Source organism: Sphingomonas colocasiae, from assembly GCF_019880585.1.
Lineage (GTDB): Bacteria > Pseudomonadota > Alphaproteobacteria > Sphingomonadales > Sphingomonadaceae > Sphingobium_A > Sphingobium_A colocasiae.
This window is the reverse complement of sequence record NZ_JAINVV010000004.1, coordinates 529,369-544,422: the sequence shown is the minus strand read 5'-3', so window position 1 is coordinate 544,422 and position 15,054 is coordinate 529,369. Positions and strand designations below refer to the sequence as shown.

Sequence of the window (15,054 nt, the reverse complement as noted above, 5' to 3'; positions counted from 1 at the left end):
CGTCGCGAGAATCAGGCCTTCACGATCGTCCCGCATAAAGGCTGGGCGATCGCCCGAAGGTCCGCGTGAACATGGCAGTAAAGGCGCTCGGGCTCTCATAGCCGACGTCGAAGGCGACCGAAGCCACCGAATGGCCGGCCTCGAGAAGCGAGATCGCCTCCAGCAGCCGCACCTGCTGGCGCCAGAGCGCGAAACCCATGCCGAGTTCCTCGCGAAACAGGCGGGTGAAGCTGCGCCGGCTCATCCCCACCAGCGACGCCCAATCGTCGATCACCCGCGCATCCGCTGGATTGTCGAGGATCGCGCGGCACACGCGCGCCAGCCGCCGATCCGTGGGAATGGTGACGTGGTAGGAGATGGTGGACATCCGCCTGATCTCCTCGAGCAGCACGCCGACGATACGCCCTTCCCGGCTGTCGACATCATAGTCACACGAAAACCCCACCGCCTCGACGATCAGCGCACGCAACAGGTTGGAAACTTCGAGGACGCGGCATTTCGATGGCTCGAGATCATAGACATTGTCGATATAGAGCGTGCGTAGCGACGCCGATCCGCGATAGCGCACCTCATGCCTGCAATCGGTGGGAATCCACATGGCCCGGTTGGTCGGGATGATGAAGCTGCAGCGTTCGGTCGTTACTTCCATGACGCCGGATATGGCGTAGAGGAGCTGCGCCTTGGGGTGGCTGTGCATCGGATCGACGAAGCCCGAGATATATTCGTTGCCGAGCCCCACGACCGGCAATTCATCGCTGATGACATCTTCGCTTCGAATCATGCGACTCAGCCCGCCAACATGGATTGTGCAATGCACATTGCACCCGAAACGACCGGTCCGGGCAAGCCCTTCGGCATATATCGAAGGGGCGAATGCCGCCGGATTCGCCCGGTCCGGCGCTGCCGTTGAGGTTTGTTGGAAAATGCGCCTCCGGCGCATTGCCGCACCGCCCTCCACAGGCATTCCAACGATGCTTCGCATCGCCGGAACCTTCGCCTGTTCCGCCCGCTCCCCCACCCGGCCTCCCAACGGCAGTATGTTCTGGGAGGCTGGGTGGGGGAGCGGGCCGGTGCCGCTTCAAAATTGCGCCTTCAGGCCTTCACCAGCGGCAGTGCAGTCGTCGGCTTGCCGGTGAGCGCGAGCAGCGCGTTGGCGACGGCCGGCCCGATCACCGGGGTCCCCGGTTCGCCCGCGCCGGCCGGAGTCCGCGTCGACGGCAGGATATGGACCTCGACGATCGGCGCCTCCTCCAGGCGGAGCACGCGATACCCGTCGAAATTCCGGTTCTGGACGATGCCGTCCTCGATCTTCACGTCGCCGAACAGCGTGTAGGACAGGCCATACATGATGCCGCCCTCCATCTGCGCGCGCACCTGATCGGGCGCGACCGCGATGCCGCAATCGATCGCGACCACCACGCGGCGGACGCGCGGCTCGCCATTCACCAGGCTGACCTCGGCGATATTGGCGACGGTCGATCCGAAGCATTCATGCACCGCGACGCCGCGCGCCCAGCCCTTCTCGATCGGCTTGCCCCAGCCCGCCTTCTGGGCGGCGAGATCGAGCACGGCGAGGTGCGATTCCGCCTTGGCCTTGGCATAGAGCGCGCGGCGATAGGCGACCGGATCCACCTTCGCGCGATGTGCAAGCTGGTCGATCGCATGCTCCATCATCATCGCGGTATGCGTGGCGCCCACCGAGCGCAGCCACATCACCGGAACCTTGGTCTCCGGATGGAAAGCCCTGGCATCGACCACAGGCGTCGCCTTCAGATAGGGGGAGCCCTGCACGCCCTCCACGCCGGTGCTGTCGACACCGTCCTTGATGACCATCTCGAACGGCGTGCCGCGCATCAGCGACGCGGTGACGATGCGATGCTCCCACGCCGAAGGATAGCCGGCCGCATCGACCGCGACGCGCGCGCGATGATGGGTGAGCGGTCGATAATAGCCGCCGCCCATATCGTCCTCACGCGTCCAGACCAGCTTGACCGGACGGCCCTTCATCCGCCGCGCGACCTCCACGGCTTCCTTCTGATAATCCGCCGTCGCCACCGAGCGCCGCCCGAAGCTGCCGCCGGCGGGCAGGGTCTCGATCTCGACATCGGACGGATCGCAGCCGAGCAGGGCGGCGATGACATTCTGGTCCATCGTCTGGCTCTGGCAGCCGAAGGTGAGCTTCGCGCCCTTCTCCTTCACCAGCGCGACGCAGTTCATCGGCTCCATCGAGGCATGGGCGAGGAAGGGCTGCGTCATGTCGATGTCGAGCGTGCGCGCCGGATCGTCGAACGCCTTGGCGGCATCGCCGCGCTGGTCGAACGGCGCCCATTGCACGGCTTCCGTGCCATGCGCCATCGCGCGATATTGCTCGGCGATCGCGCCCGACGAACGCTTCTCCGCCTTGTCGTCGTTCCACTGGACGACCAGCGCGTCGCGTCCGGCGATCGCGGCGTGGGTGTTGCTCGCAACCACCGCGACGCCGCTGGGGATCTGCACGACATCGACGACGCCCGCGACCTTGCGCGCCGCCTTGTCGTCGAACGACGCGACCGTTCCGCCGAAGCGCGGCGAATGCGCGACGACGGCGATCAGCATGCCCGGCGACTGCACATCCTGGGTGAAGCGCGCCGTGCCGGTGGACTTGGCGCGCGCATCGAGCCGGGTGACGCGATTGGTGCCGATCAGCTTGTAGGCGCTCGCCGGCTTGAGCTTGGGCTCGGCGGGCGGCGTCACCTTCGCCGCCGCGGCGACCAATCGGCCGAAACCGCTGTGCTTGCCGCTTCCCGCATGGCTGAGGATGCCGTTTTCCACCGTGATCTCGGCGGCCGGCACACCCCATTCGGCGGCGGCGGCGGAAACGAACATCGCGCGCGCAGCGGCCCCTGCCTTGCGGAGCTGATCCCAACTGTCGGTGATGCTGCCCGATCCGCCCGTCAACTGGATGCCGAAGCCACCGCGCGCATAGAGCTTCACATCGGCGGCGGCATTCTCGACCGAGACCTTCGACCAGTCGGCATCGAGCTCCTCGGCGACCAGCGCGGCAAGACCGCTCTGCGCGCCCTGGCCAAGCTCCGAGAATTTGGCGATCACGGTGACGCTGTCATCGGGCGCGATACGGACAAAAGGCCCGAACGCCACGAAATCGGCTTCGTCGGCGACCGCCGCCAGCGCGGGCGTGCCACCGACCACCAGGGTGCCGCCGACGAGGAGCGCGCCGATCAGCAGTTCGCGGCGCGAGGCGCCGATACGTTCGTGCCCGCTCATGCCGCCACTCCCGCCGCATCCTTGATCGCCGCCACGATGCGATTGTAGCAGCCGCAGCGGCAGATATTGCCGTTCATCGCCTCGACGATCTCGGCATCGTTCGGCTTGGGCTTGGTCGCGAGCAGCGCCGCAGCGCTCATGATCTGGCCGGACTGGCAATAGCCGCATTGCGGCACATTATGGCGTTCCCACGCAGCCTGGAGCGGATGCTTCGCCTCCAGCCCCTCGATCGTGGTGATGCGCATGCCCTGCGCCATCTCGACCGTGGTGACGCAGGATCGGATGGCCTCGCCATCGGCATGGACGGTGCAGGCGCCGCATTGCGCGATGCCGCAGCCGAACTTGGTGCCCGTCAGCCCCATCTCGTCGCGCAGCACCCAGAGCAGAGGCGTATCGGCCGCCGCGCTGATCTCGCGATCCTTGCCGTTGATGTTGAGTTTCGTCACCTGTCCCGTCCCCGTTTCAAATCCGGTCCATCCCTCGATTCGCCGGTCATTTCGTCAATCCTTGCAGCCATCCTATGCCATTCCGGTGCAAGCGGGAATTCCGCTTTTCCAGAACTTTCGGACGCTGCCGGTCAGTTCGCGTCCTCGAGCAGGCGGCGCGCGATCACCTGCGCCTGGATCTCGCCCGCGCCTTCGAAGATGTTGAGGATACGCGCGTCGGCGAGCAGGCGGCTCGCCACGAATTCCTCGGCGAAACCATTGCCGCCATGGATCTGCAGCGCATTGTCCGCCGCTGCCCAGGCGACCCGCGCGGCGATCAGCTTCGCCATGCCGGCTTCCAGGTCGCAGCGCTTGCCTTCATCCTTCCGGCGCGCCGCGAAATAGGTGAGCTGTCGCACGCCCATGATCTCCGCCGCCATCATCGCCAGCTTGTTGGCGACACGCGGGAATTCGAAGATCGGCCGTCCGAATTGCCGCCGCGCCAATGCATAGCCAAGACCGGTGTCGAGCGCGGCCTGGGCGACACCCACCGCACGCGCGGCGGTCTGGATGCGCGCGCTTTCGAACGTCGCCATCAACTGCTTGAAGCCCTGCCCTTCGACACCGCCGAGCAGATTGGCGCGATCGACGCGAAAGCCGTCAAAGCCGATCTCATATTCCTTCATGCCGCGATAGCCGATCACGCCGATCTCGCCGCCGCTCATGCCCTTGGCCGGGAACGGATCCTCCACCGTGCCGCGCGGCTTGGGCGCCAGCAGCATGGAGAGGCCGCGGTGATCCGTCGCCGCCGGATCGGTGCGCACCAGCAATGTCATCATGTCGGCACGCGCGGCATGGGTGATCCATGTCTTGGCGCCCGAAACGACATAATGATCGCCGGCGATCGCCGCGCGCGTGCGCAAGGCACCCAGATCGGATCCGGTATCGGGTTCGGTGAACACCGCCGTCGGCAATATCCGCGCGCTTGCGATCAACGGCAGCCAGTGACGCTTCTGCGCCTCGGTGCCCCCCGACAGGATCAGCTCCCCGGCGATTTCCGAACGCGTCGCCAGAGATCCGACGCCGATCCATCCGCGCGACAATTCCTCGGAGACGACGCACATGGCGGTCTTCCCCATGCCATGGCCGCCATAATCCTCGTCGATGGTCAGGCCGAACACCCCCATCTCGCCCAGTTCCTCGACCAGCGGCAGCGGGATTAACGCATTGTCGAGATGCCATTGCTGGGCATGGGGAGCGACCTTCTCCCGCGCGAAGAGGTAGAACTGCTCCCTGACCATCTCGAGCGTGTCGTCGAGGCCGGTAATCTCGACGGTGGCGTTGCCCGATGCCAGGGCTATGCGCGCGGCGGCGGCACTCTTGACCGACCGGGTCGTGCCTTCGCGCGCCAGCCGCCCCAGCGCGGGCGCTTCCAGATGCCTCAACGTTACCGGATCGGCGGTCAGATCTTCGGGGCGGACGATCTCGCCCTGGTTCATGGGGATGCCGCCGGTCAGTTGCCGCGCATATTCACCGAACAGCAATTGCGACAGCAGCGCCTCGGTCTCGCCGAACCGGCCATCCGCCGAAAGTCGCTCGGCCCAGCCGGCAACCTGATTGAGCAGCTCGGCATAAGCGGCGTACCAGCCGAAACCGTGGACGAGATGCTGTTCCTCATCCGCACGCCGGCGATCGATCCGCCCATCGATCGATATGCGCGCAGCCACTGCCGGGCGGACGGCGACCATAAAGGCCTGCGCCGCCCCGGCCGCACCGCGCAGCAATGCGACAAGTTCGGCCCCGCCAAGCACCGGCGCATCGAACGGCTCGATCGCCATCCCGTCCCATCTTCGCTCCACGGGCCGATGACGGACGGCATCGCCCGCAATGGCCGTGCATCAATCCGAAAAAGGGGCCGCACATATGCGGCCCCTTCACAGGCTCAAGCCTGACGCTTGCCGGTCAGCGGGAAACTGCCGAACGCGCCGGCGCCGGCGCTGCCCGTCAGCGAATCGCCGTCCACCGTCGCCTCGCAATCGAGCGTCATCGGCATGGGCACCTTGATGTTCATCTTCCACTTCAGCGTGTCGCCATCGACCACGCCGTCCTCGACATCGAGCGAGCCGAGCGCACCGGACATGCTGCCCGTGAAGCTGCTCCCGTCGCTCTGCACGGTCAGCACCGCATTCTGATCGCCCAGCGGCGACTTGATCGTGCAATCCCAGGCGCCATCGACATTGGCCATTCGGTCGTCTCCCACAAAATGCTCCGGCAACGGCCGGAGCCAGCGTCTTCCTTATCGCCTTCGGACGATGGCGGCTATTGCGCCGCCACCACTTCGACGGGCAATCCCAGCGTATCGAGCTGCGGCTTCACTTTCGCGGCATCGCCCACCACGATCCAGGTCAACTGGTCGGGCTTGATCGCGCCGCGCGCCGCCTTGTCGAGATCAGCCGCGGTAAGCGCGCGATAGCGATCGGCGAGCGTGTCGTAATAATCGTCCGAACGCTGGAACAGATCGTTGCGCTGCATGCCGCCCAGCACGTCGGCGGCGGTTTCGTAGCTGCCCGGAAGCTCGCGGATGCTGCCGTTCTTGGTGCGCTCCAGCTCCTCCGCCGTTACGCCCTTGGGCCCCAGGAACGCCTGATATTGCTCGCGCAGCGCAGCGATGGCGAGTCCGGTCTTGTCGGCCTGGACGGGCGCGAAGATCATATAGGGCATGTCGTTGGCGAAGCGGCTGATCTGCGCGCCGACGCCATAAGACCATCCCTTGGTCTCACGCAGGTCCATGTTGATACGCGACAGGAAACTGCCGCCGAGCACGTCGTTCGCTGCCAGCAGGTCGGTGATCTCGGCATTGCCCTTGAGCGGCAGGATCTCGCCCGCCAGGATCAGCGACTGCGGTGAATCCTTGCGGTCGATCAACACGATGCGCGGCTTGGCGGCGGGGATCGCGGCATCGAAATTCTTGGCGCCTGCCGCCCCGTCGCTCGCCCATTTGCCGAAGCGCGCCTCCAGCAGGGACTGGATCTTCGCCAGCGGCTGATCGCTGACCACGAAGATCTTCGCCTTTTCCGGGCGGAACCAGGCGCGATGGAAGGCGAGCAGATCGTCGCGCGTCACCTGCGCCACCGCCGCCGGATCGCCGGTGCCGGTGGCAGGCACGCCATAAGGGTGCGCCTTGCCGAACAGCAAAGGCGGCAACTGGCGCAGCGCGATGCTTTGCGGCTGCGTCATCTCCTGCGCGATCCGCGCGAGCTGCTGGCCGCGCAGCCGTTCGACCTCCGAGGGATCGAAAGCCGGATGCTGGACGACATCGGCGAACAGGTCGAGCGAAGGCGCCAGATTGTCGGACAGCGCGAACAGCGACACGGTCGTGCGATCCATCGAGGAACCGGCGTTGATGCCCGCGCCCAGCCGTTCCTGACGCTCAGCGATCTGCACGGAATTGAGGCTGGTGGTACCTTCTTCGAGCAGCGCCAGCATCAGCGACTGGGTGCCGAGCTTCGCCTTGGGATCGGCGGCATTGCCCGCGTCGAACGACAGAGCGATCTGGGTGATCGGCACCGCGGCGCGGTTGGCGTAGATCAGCTCGACACCGTTGGAGAGCTTCGCGCGCGTCACCTGCGGGAAATCGAGATCGGCGATCGGGCCGACTTCGGGCAGTTTCGAACGATCGACCGCGGTCAGCGGCGCGGCGCCGCTCGCCGACGCATCCTCGGGTGCGATCTTCGACGGCGCGGCCATCGGCTTCTCGACCGCGCTCGGCGCACGATAATAGGATGGCGCGAAGGTCGCGCCGCCGCTGGGCGCGCCCTTGGCTTCGTCATAGGCCGCGCGCTCGCCGGGGATCACGGTCAGCGCATAGACCGGACGGCTCAGCCACTTGCCCATCGCGGCGCGCACCTCGGCGGGCGTCACCTTGGCATAGGCGGCGAGCTGCTTCTTGTAGAATTGCGGATCGTTCGAATAGAGCGCGCCCTCGGCGAGCGCGACGGCCTTGCCGCCGAAACCACCCACCGATTCAAGCCCGGCGATCCGCCCCGCCACCACGCGGGTGGCGACGCGCTCGACTTCGTCCGCCGTCGGCCCGGCCTTCACGAAATCGGAGATGATCGTGTCCAGGCGCTTCGATACCGCCTCCGCATCGACGCCGGGCTTGACGTCGACCTGCACCTCGAACTGGCTGATGTTCGCGAATTCCTGGAGATTGGCGGAAACGCGCACCGCGCTCTTTTCCTGGCGGACCAGGATATTGTCGAGCCGCGAGCTCGACAGGCCGCCCAGCACCGTCGCGCCGACCGCGAGCGGCACCGTATCCTTGTCGTTGAGGCCGGGCACGATCCAGGTGCGATAGATCCGCGTCTGCGCGACGCGATCCTTCATCACCTCGTCCTTGCGCGCGGCGAGCGTCGGCACCGGTGCGTTGACCGGGGCGGTCTGCGGCCCACGCGCGATATCGCCGAAATATTTCTCCATCAGCGGCCGCGCCGTCTTCGCATCGATGTCGCCGGCGAGCACGATGATCGCATTGTTCGGCCCATAATGGCTGCGGAACCAGTTCTTCACATCCTCCAGGCTGGCGGCGTCGAGATCCGCCATCGAACCGATCGTCGAATGGCCATAGGGATGATCGGGCGAGAAGAGCGCGGCGATCTGCGCATATTCGACCAGGCCATAGGGCTGGTTGTCGCCCTGGCGCTTCTCGTTCTGGACGACGCCGCGCTGGTTATCGAGCTTGTCCTGCGTCACCGCGCCGAGCAGATGCCCCATGCGATCGGATTCGAGGAACAGCGCGCGCTCCAGCGCCGGCGTCGGCACCGTCTCGAAATAATTGGTGCGATCGAACCATGTGGTACCGTTGAAATCGGTCGCGCCCACTTGCTGGAGCGGCTCGAAGAAATCGCCCGGCGCGTTTTCCGATCCATTGAACATCAGATGTTCGAACAGATGCGCGAACCCCGTCTTGCCCTTGGGCTCGTGCTTCGACCCGACATCGTACCAGACCGACACCGCTACGATCGGGGCCTTGCGATCGGTATGGACGAACACGCGCAGGCCGTTGGCCAGCGTGAACGCCTCGTACGGAATATCGACTTTCTTGACGAGCGTCGCGACCGGGACGGGTTTCGATCCCGATTGCGCGGAAGCGGGCAGCACGGTGAGCACAAGAAAGGGAACGGCGGCAAGGCCGGTAATCAGGCGACGCATCAAGAAAAGATCCTTGTTCAAAACGTAATCGAACAATAGCAGCCACCGGACAAGTCGCAAGCCAACTGGACCGGTTGGCCACCAACGTACGACACAGTTCGGCGAACGACATTGACCGGGGCACGATTTGCGATATCGCCGCGCGCTTCTTCTTATTCGGAACTGGGACAATCCAACTATGCGCGTCGCATCGCTCCTTGCAGGAATCGGCCTGTTTTCCCTTTCTGCCGCCGCGATCGCGCAACAGGCGGAACCGGTCTTCACCCCCGAAGCCGTGCGCGCCCATGTCGAATTCCTGTCCGACGACCTGCTCGAAGGGCGCGACACCGGCAGCAAGGGTTACGAGATCGCGGCGCGCTATGTCGCGACGCGGTTCGAGGCCCTGGGCCTGAAGCCCGCCGGCGAGAATGGCGGCTGGTACCAGCAGGTGGGCCTGCAGCAGACCGACCCCGGCGCCAATCCCGGCACGGTGACGGTGAGCGGCCCCGCCGGCGAAAAGAGCTGGGCGCATGCCACCGACGTGCTGGTCGGGCTCAGCGCGCGCGAGCCCAGGCTCGACGTGTCGGCGCCCCTGGTGTTCGTCGGCTATGGCATCGAGAATGCCCGGCTCGGCCTCGACGACTATCGCGGGCTCGACGTGAAGGGGAAGATCGTCGTCACGCTGCAAGGCTATCCCAAGGGACTGCCGAGCGAGGAAGGCGCGCATGTCAGCGCCACCAAGGCCGAGGCCGCCGAACGCCACGGCGCGATCGGCATGGTCAGCATCGCGACGCTGCAATCGGCGAAGGCGCGGCCCTGGGAGAAGATCGTCCATTTCGCGGATGAACCCGGCTTCGCCTGGGTCTCCCCCGACGGCAAGCCCAACAGTTCCGCGCCCGGCATCCGCGCCAGCGCCATGCTCAACGCGCCGGCGGCCGAGGCGGTGTTCGCGGGCGCGCCGCGCACGCTGGCCCGGATCCGCGCGGAGGCCGACAAGGCCGGCGGCAAGCCCAAGGGCTTCGCGCTCAAGACCAGCATCCGCATCCAGGGCGAGAGCACCACGAAGCGCGTCACCAGCCCCAATGTCGCAGCGATCCTGCCGGGATCGGACCCGAAACTGGCAGCCGAATATGTCGTGCTCTCCGCGCATCTCGACCATATCGGTCTGGCCAGCGCCAAGCCCGGCGACACGGCGGAGACCGACCGGATCAACAATGGCGCGCTCGACAATGCCGCCGGCATCGCAACGATGCTCGAAGTCGCGCGCGCCGCGGCTGAATCGCCGGACAAGCCGCGCCGCTCGATCATCTTCCTGGCCTCCACCGGCGAGGAAAAGGGCCTGATCGGCGCCGATTATTTCGCGCGCCACCCGACCGTGCCGGCCGACAGGATCGTCGGCAATGTCGATCTGGACATGCCGCTGCTGCTCTATCCCTTCACCGACGTCATCGCCTTCGGCGCCGATCACAGCTCGTTGGGCGCGATGGTCGCCAAGGCGGTCGCGCCGATGGGCGTCAAGCTCTCGCCCGATCCGATGCCGCAGGAAGGCATCTTCACGCGTTCGGACCATTATATGTTCGTCCGCCAGGGCGTACCAGCGGTGTTCCTGGCGACGGGCTTCGCCAATGGCGGCGAAAAGGCCTGGGGCGAGTTCCTGTCGGGCAATTATCATCACCCGGGCGACGACATGATGCAGAAGATCGACTGGCAGGCCGGCGCCCGCTTCGCCGAGGCCAATTACCGCATCACCCGCGCCATGGCCGACGCCGACACGCCGCCACTGTGGATCGAGGGCGATTTCTTCGGCGATACATTCGCGGCGGGCAAGCAGCGCGCACCGAAGGCCGGCAAATAAGGAGGCCTCCCCTCGACGGCACCGGTCCCCCCGAATAGTCTCTTCGGAACCCGCGAACGCATAAGGGTTTTTGCGAATAGGGGGATCGGCCCCGGCGATGCATGTCGGCAGTGACGAATATGCATCGCCCGGGCCTTGTGTTGCATTAAAGCAACACCATATCGGCGCCGACCTGACAAAGGGGACGACATGAACCTCGAGAAATTCACCGACCGCGCCAAGGGTTTCCTGCAATCGGCGCAGACCGTGGCGATCCGGATGAGCCATCAGCGGATCAGCCCGGAACATCTGTTGAAGGCCCTGCTCGAAGACGAACAGGGCATGGCATCCGGCCTGATCAAGGCGGCCGGCGGCAATGCGCCCGTGGCGCTCGCGGAAACCGACAAGGCGCTCGCCAAGCTGCCCGCCGTCTCCGGCGGCGGCGCGCAACAGGCGCCGGGGCTGGACAATGATCTGGTCCGTGTCCTCGATCAGGCCGAGCAGATCGCGGGCAAGGCTGGCGATTCCTATGTGACCGTCGAGCGGATGCTGCTGGCGCTGGTGCTCGCCACCACGACCGCCGCCGGCAAGGCGCTGGCCGCCGCCGGCGTGACCGCCGAGGGGCTGAATGCCGCGATCGAGCAGCTTCGCGGCGGCCGCACCGCCGATACCGCCGGCGCCGAGGATCGCTACGACGCGCTCAAGAAATTCGCGCGCGACCTGACCGACGCGGCGCGCGACGGCAAGCTTGATCCGGTGATCGGCCGCGACGAGGAAATCCGCCGGACGATCCAGATCCTGGCGCGCCGCACCAAGAACAATCCCGTGCTGATCGGCGAACCCGGCGTCGGCAAGACCGCGATCGCCGAGGGACTGGCGCTGCGCATCGCCAATGGCGACGTGCCCGACTCGCTGAAGGATCGCCGCCTGATGGCGCTCGACATGGGCAGCCTGATCGCGGGCGCCAAATATCGCGGCGAATTCGAGGAGCGGCTGAAAGGCGTGCTCGATGAAGTGCGCGGCGCCGAGGGCGACATCATCCTGTTCATCGACGAGATGCACACGCTGATCGGCGCCGGCAAGGGCGAAGGCGCGATGGATGCGTCCAACCTGCTGAAGCCCGCGCTGGCGCGCGGCGAACTGCACTGCATCGGCGCGACCACGCTCGACGAATATCAGAAATATGTCGAGAAGGACCCCGCGCTCCAGCGGCGTTTCCAGCCGGTGTTCGTCGGCGAGCCGACCGTGGAGGACACGATCTCGATCCTGCGCGGCCTCAAGGAGAAATACGAGCTGCACCACGGCGTGCGCATCACCGATGGCGCGATCGTGTCGGCGGCGACGCTTTCCAATCGCTATATCACCGACCGGTTCCTGCCCGACAAGGCGATCGACCTGATGGACGAGGCGGCGTCCCGCCTGCGCATGGAGGTCGAATCCAAGCCCGAGGAGATCGAGACGCTCGACCGGCGGATCATCCAGCTCAAGATCGAGCGCGAGGCGCTGAAGAAGGAGAGCGACGCCGCGTCGAAGGACCGGCTGGCGACCCTGGAAAGCGAGCTCGCCAATCTCGAGCAGCAGTCCGCCGAACTGACCGGCCGCTGGCAGGCGGAAAAGGAGAAGATCGCGGGCGAGGCGAAGATCAAGGAACAGCTCGACGCGGCCCGGCTGCAACTGGAACAGGCGCAGCGTTCGGGCGATCTCGCGAAGGCGGGCGAGCTCAGCTACGGCACGATCCCCCAGCTCGAAAAGCAGCTTTCCGAAGCCGAAAGCGCGGCGGCCGGCGCGATGCTGCGCGAGGAAGTGACGAGCGAGGACATCGCCTCGGTCGTCAGCCGCTGGACGGGCATCCCGGTCGACAAGATGCTCGAAGGCGAACGCGAGAAGCTGCTCCAGATGGAGGACGCGATCGGCAAGCGCGTGATCGGGCAGGAAGCCGCGGTGAAGGCGGTTTCGACCGCCGTGCGCCGCAGCCGCGCCGGGCTTCAGGATCCCAATCGCCCGCTCGGTTCGTTCCTGTTCCTGGGTCCGACGGGTGTGGGCAAGACCGAACTGACCAAGGCGCTCGCCGGATTCCTGTTCGACGACGACAATGCGATGGTGCGCATCGACATGAGCGAATTCATGGAGAAGCACAGCGTCGCCCGGCTGATCGGCGCCCCTCCGGGCTATGTTGGTTATGAGGAAGGCGGTGTTCTAACCGAATCGGTTCGCCGTCGCCCCTATCAGGTGATCCTGTTCGACGAGGTCGAGAAGGCGCATTCGGATGTGTTCAACATCCTGCTGCAAGTGCTCGACGACGGGCGCCTGACCGATGGCCAGGGCCGCACGGTCGATTTCTCGAACACGCTGATCATCCTGACCTCGAACCTGGGCAGCCAGTATCTCGCGGGCATGGCCGACGACCAGAAGGTTGCGGATGTCGAACCGCAGGTGATGGAGATCGTCCGCGCGCATTTCCGCCCGGAATTCCTGAACCGGCTGGACGAGATCATCCTGTTCCACCGGCTGGGCCAGGCGCATATGGGCCCGATCGTCGAGATCCAGGTCGCGCGCGTGCAGAAGCTGCTCAAGGACCGCAAGGTGACGCTCGACCTGACCGAAGGCGCGCGCAACTGGCTGGGTCGTGTCGGCTATGATCCGGTCTATGGCGCCCGGCCGTTGAAACGCGCGGTGCAGAAATATCTGCAGGATCCGCTCGCCGACATGATCCTGCGCGGCCAGGTACCCGACGGATCGACCGTCAAGGTCGATGAGGGTGACGGCGCGCTGGTGCTGACGGCAGGCTGATCAACCGATCGCCGCGACGTCGAACGCCACCGTCAGGCGTTCGCCGCCGGCGATCGGCATAGTGCCGTGCCACATGGTCGACGGGAACAGCACGAGCCGGCCGGGCTTGGGTTCGATATGGCGCAGCGGCGCCATGTCGAGCGACAGTTCGGTCGGCGGACCGCCGAACCCCAGCCATCCCGCGGGCGCGGGGCCCATGTCTTCCTGCGGCGGCAGCGCCACGTAAAAGGCGGAACTGAGCCAGCCCTGCGGATGGATGTGATTGCTGTGATGCCCGGCGCCGGTCAGCCGCACGGACCACGATCCCGCGAAGCGGAAACGCTTGCCGACATGGCGCAAGGCCGGGTGTTTGGGATCGCGCGTGCCCATTGTCGCGATATGCCGCTCGACCGCATCGACGATGCGTGCCCGGAGAGCTTGAATCTCGGGCGCTTCATGCGCGAACAATGGGCCGTCGGTCTGGGTACCGCCGCGCACGGACTGACCGAGCGGGTCGCGCTTCGCGAGATGCAATGTCCGCAATCTTGCCGCGAGCCGATCGAGATCGAGATCGGCGAGATCATGGATGCCGATCAGCGCCGGATCGCCATCAAGCCAGGCGCTTCTCGGATCGTCGATCAGTCGCCATGCCAGCGACACGAAGGGCCAGAGCCGTTCGCCCTCGGACCGCGCCAGCCATGGCTCGGCCAGGCTCGCGGCCTGCTCGGGGCGCCCGGTCCGGAGCAGATGGCGCATATGCCTTTCGACAAGCGTCACATCGGCCTGCGGCGCCAGTTGCGCGAACAGGACGTCGGCGCGGGCATCCTCGCCCAGTTCGGACGCGCAGATCGCCTCGGCCGGCATCAAGGCGGAATGGGCGCCGATCGCCTGGCGCGCCGAAGCCAGGACTTCAGCCGCCCGATCGTAACGCTCGGCATGAAGCAATGTGTTGAGCAAGGCGATCCAGAGCCCCCCATGATTGGGGGCGGCCGCCAGAGCGCGTTCATAGCCCTGGGTGAAACCATCGACATCGCCCATCATCCAGCGGATCCGCGCCAGCGTCGCTTGGCCATCCCCCCATGCCGGATTGGCTGTGACGATCGCATCGAGGAAAGCGGTCGCTTCGGCGCCTCGCCCTTCGGCGATCAATGCCGCCGCGCGACCGATCAGCAGGGAGCCGTCCGCCGGCGCCAGCGCGCAGGCGCGATCGAACAGCGCCACCGCCGGCCGCCCGGCCTCCAGGCTCGCCTGCGCCACGCCATAGGCCGCCTTCAAGTCTCCGGGCACCAGCTTGGCAGCTTCGGCAAAGGCCGCAATCGCCGCCGCCGATTGCTCGAGCACACGATGAACCACGCCCAGTGTCTGCCAGAGCCGGGGGTTTCGAGGATTCGAGCCAAGGGCCTCACGGAGCAGCCCGATCGCTTCGGCGCCACGGCCCGCATCGCGCAGGTCGATCGCCATGTTGATGGCGCGTTCGGGATCGGATCCGCCATGGACGATGGTCATAGGCTTTTCTGCGATCGTGCGGTCCAAAAGAAAAGGGGCGGACACACGGCCCGCCCCCAAGTTTCC

9 protein-coding genes are annotated in these 15,054 nt (G+C 66.1%); 2 read left to right on the top strand and 7 right to left on the bottom strand.

The annotated features are described in order from the left end of the window. Positions 1-19 precede the first annotated feature (19 nt). From K7G82_RS08970 to K7G82_RS08945, 6 genes are all read right to left on the bottom strand, one after another. Positions 20-781, bottom strand: coding sequence for an AraC family transcriptional regulator (locus K7G82_RS08970; protein ID WP_222989504.1), 762 nt, complete (start codon positions 779-781; stop codon positions 20-22). Positions 782-1,092: 311 nt separating this feature from the next. Continuing rightward, the gene (locus K7G82_RS08965; protein WP_222989503.1) at positions 1,093-3,264 is read right to left on the bottom strand and encodes a xanthine dehydrogenase family protein molybdopterin-binding subunit; all 2,172 of its coding nucleotides are present in this window, start codon (positions 3,262-3,264) and stop codon (positions 1,093-1,095) included. Continuing rightward, complete coding sequence (locus K7G82_RS08960) at positions 3,261-3,710, bottom strand: (2Fe-2S)-binding protein (protein WP_343228548.1); 450 nt, start codon at positions 3,708-3,710, stop codon at positions 3,261-3,263. The genes K7G82_RS08965 and K7G82_RS08960 overlap by 4 nt, the downstream gene beginning before the upstream one ends. A gap of 131 nt (positions 3,711-3,841) precedes the next feature. Then, positions 3,842-5,527 carry an acyl-CoA dehydrogenase family protein gene (locus K7G82_RS08955; RefSeq protein WP_222989502.1) on the bottom strand — a complete coding sequence of 562 codons (1,686 nt, stop codon included), beginning with the start codon at positions 5,525-5,527 and terminating at the stop codon, positions 3,842-3,844. Positions 5,528-5,631: 104 nt separating this feature from the next. Next, a complete protein-coding gene (locus K7G82_RS08950) occupies positions 5,632-5,934 on the bottom strand; it encodes a hypothetical protein (RefSeq protein ID WP_222989501.1) in 303 nt (100 codons plus the stop codon). A gap of 74 nt (positions 5,935-6,008) precedes the next feature. Next, a complete protein-coding gene (locus K7G82_RS08945; protein ID WP_222989500.1) occupies positions 6,009-8,900 on the bottom strand; it encodes a M16 family metallopeptidase in 2,892 nt (963 codons plus the stop codon). A gap of 178 nt (positions 8,901-9,078) precedes the next feature. Between K7G82_RS08945 and K7G82_RS08940 the strand changes: the two genes are divergently transcribed. Further along, the gene (locus K7G82_RS08940) at positions 9,079-10,734 is read left to right on the top strand and encodes a M28 family metallopeptidase (protein WP_222989499.1); all 1,656 of its coding nucleotides are present in this window, start codon (positions 9,079-9,081) and stop codon (positions 10,732-10,734) included. Between the two features lie 189 nt (positions 10,735-10,923). After that, positions 10,924-13,503, top strand: a complete 2,580-nt coding sequence (clpB, locus tag K7G82_RS08935) for an ATP-dependent chaperone ClpB (RefSeq protein WP_222989498.1) — start codon at positions 10,924-10,926, stop codon at positions 13,501-13,503. On the opposite strand, the gene K7G82_RS08930 is transcribed toward clpB, so the two are convergent. Next, a complete protein-coding gene (locus K7G82_RS08930) occupies positions 13,504-14,988 on the bottom strand; it encodes a 2OG-Fe(II) oxygenase family protein (protein ID WP_222989497.1) in 1,485 nt (494 codons plus the stop codon). Positions 14,989-15,054 lie beyond the last annotated feature (66 nt).

Excerpts from the sequence above, each read along its gene's own strand:
- K7G82_RS08970 (WP_222989504.1), bottom strand. The coding sequence starts at position 781 with ATGATTCGAAGCGAAGATGTCATCAGCGATGAATTGCCGGTCGTGGGG.
- K7G82_RS08965 (WP_222989503.1), bottom strand. The coding sequence starts at position 3,264 with ATGAGCGGGCACGAACGTATCGGCGCCTCGCGCCGCGAACTGCTGATC.
- K7G82_RS08955 (WP_222989502.1), bottom strand. The coding sequence starts at position 5,527 with ATGGCGATCGAGCCGTTCGATGCGCCGGTGCTTGGCGGGGCCGAACTT.
- K7G82_RS08950 (WP_222989501.1), bottom strand. The coding sequence starts at position 5,934 with ATGGCCAATGTCGATGGCGCCTGGGATTGCACGATCAAGTCGCCGCTG.
- K7G82_RS08945 (WP_222989500.1), bottom strand. The coding sequence starts at position 8,900 with ATGCGTCGCCTGATTACCGGCCTTGCCGCCGTTCCCTTTCTTGTGCTC.
- K7G82_RS08940 (WP_222989499.1), top strand. The coding sequence starts at position 9,079 with ATGCGCGTCGCATCGCTCCTTGCAGGAATCGGCCTGTTTTCCCTTTCT.
- clpB (WP_222989498.1), top strand. The coding sequence starts at position 10,924 with ATGAACCTCGAGAAATTCACCGACCGCGCCAAGGGTTTCCTGCAATCG.
- K7G82_RS08930 (WP_222989497.1), bottom strand. The coding sequence starts at position 14,988 with ATGACCATCGTCCATGGCGGATCCGATCCCGAACGCGCCATCAACATG.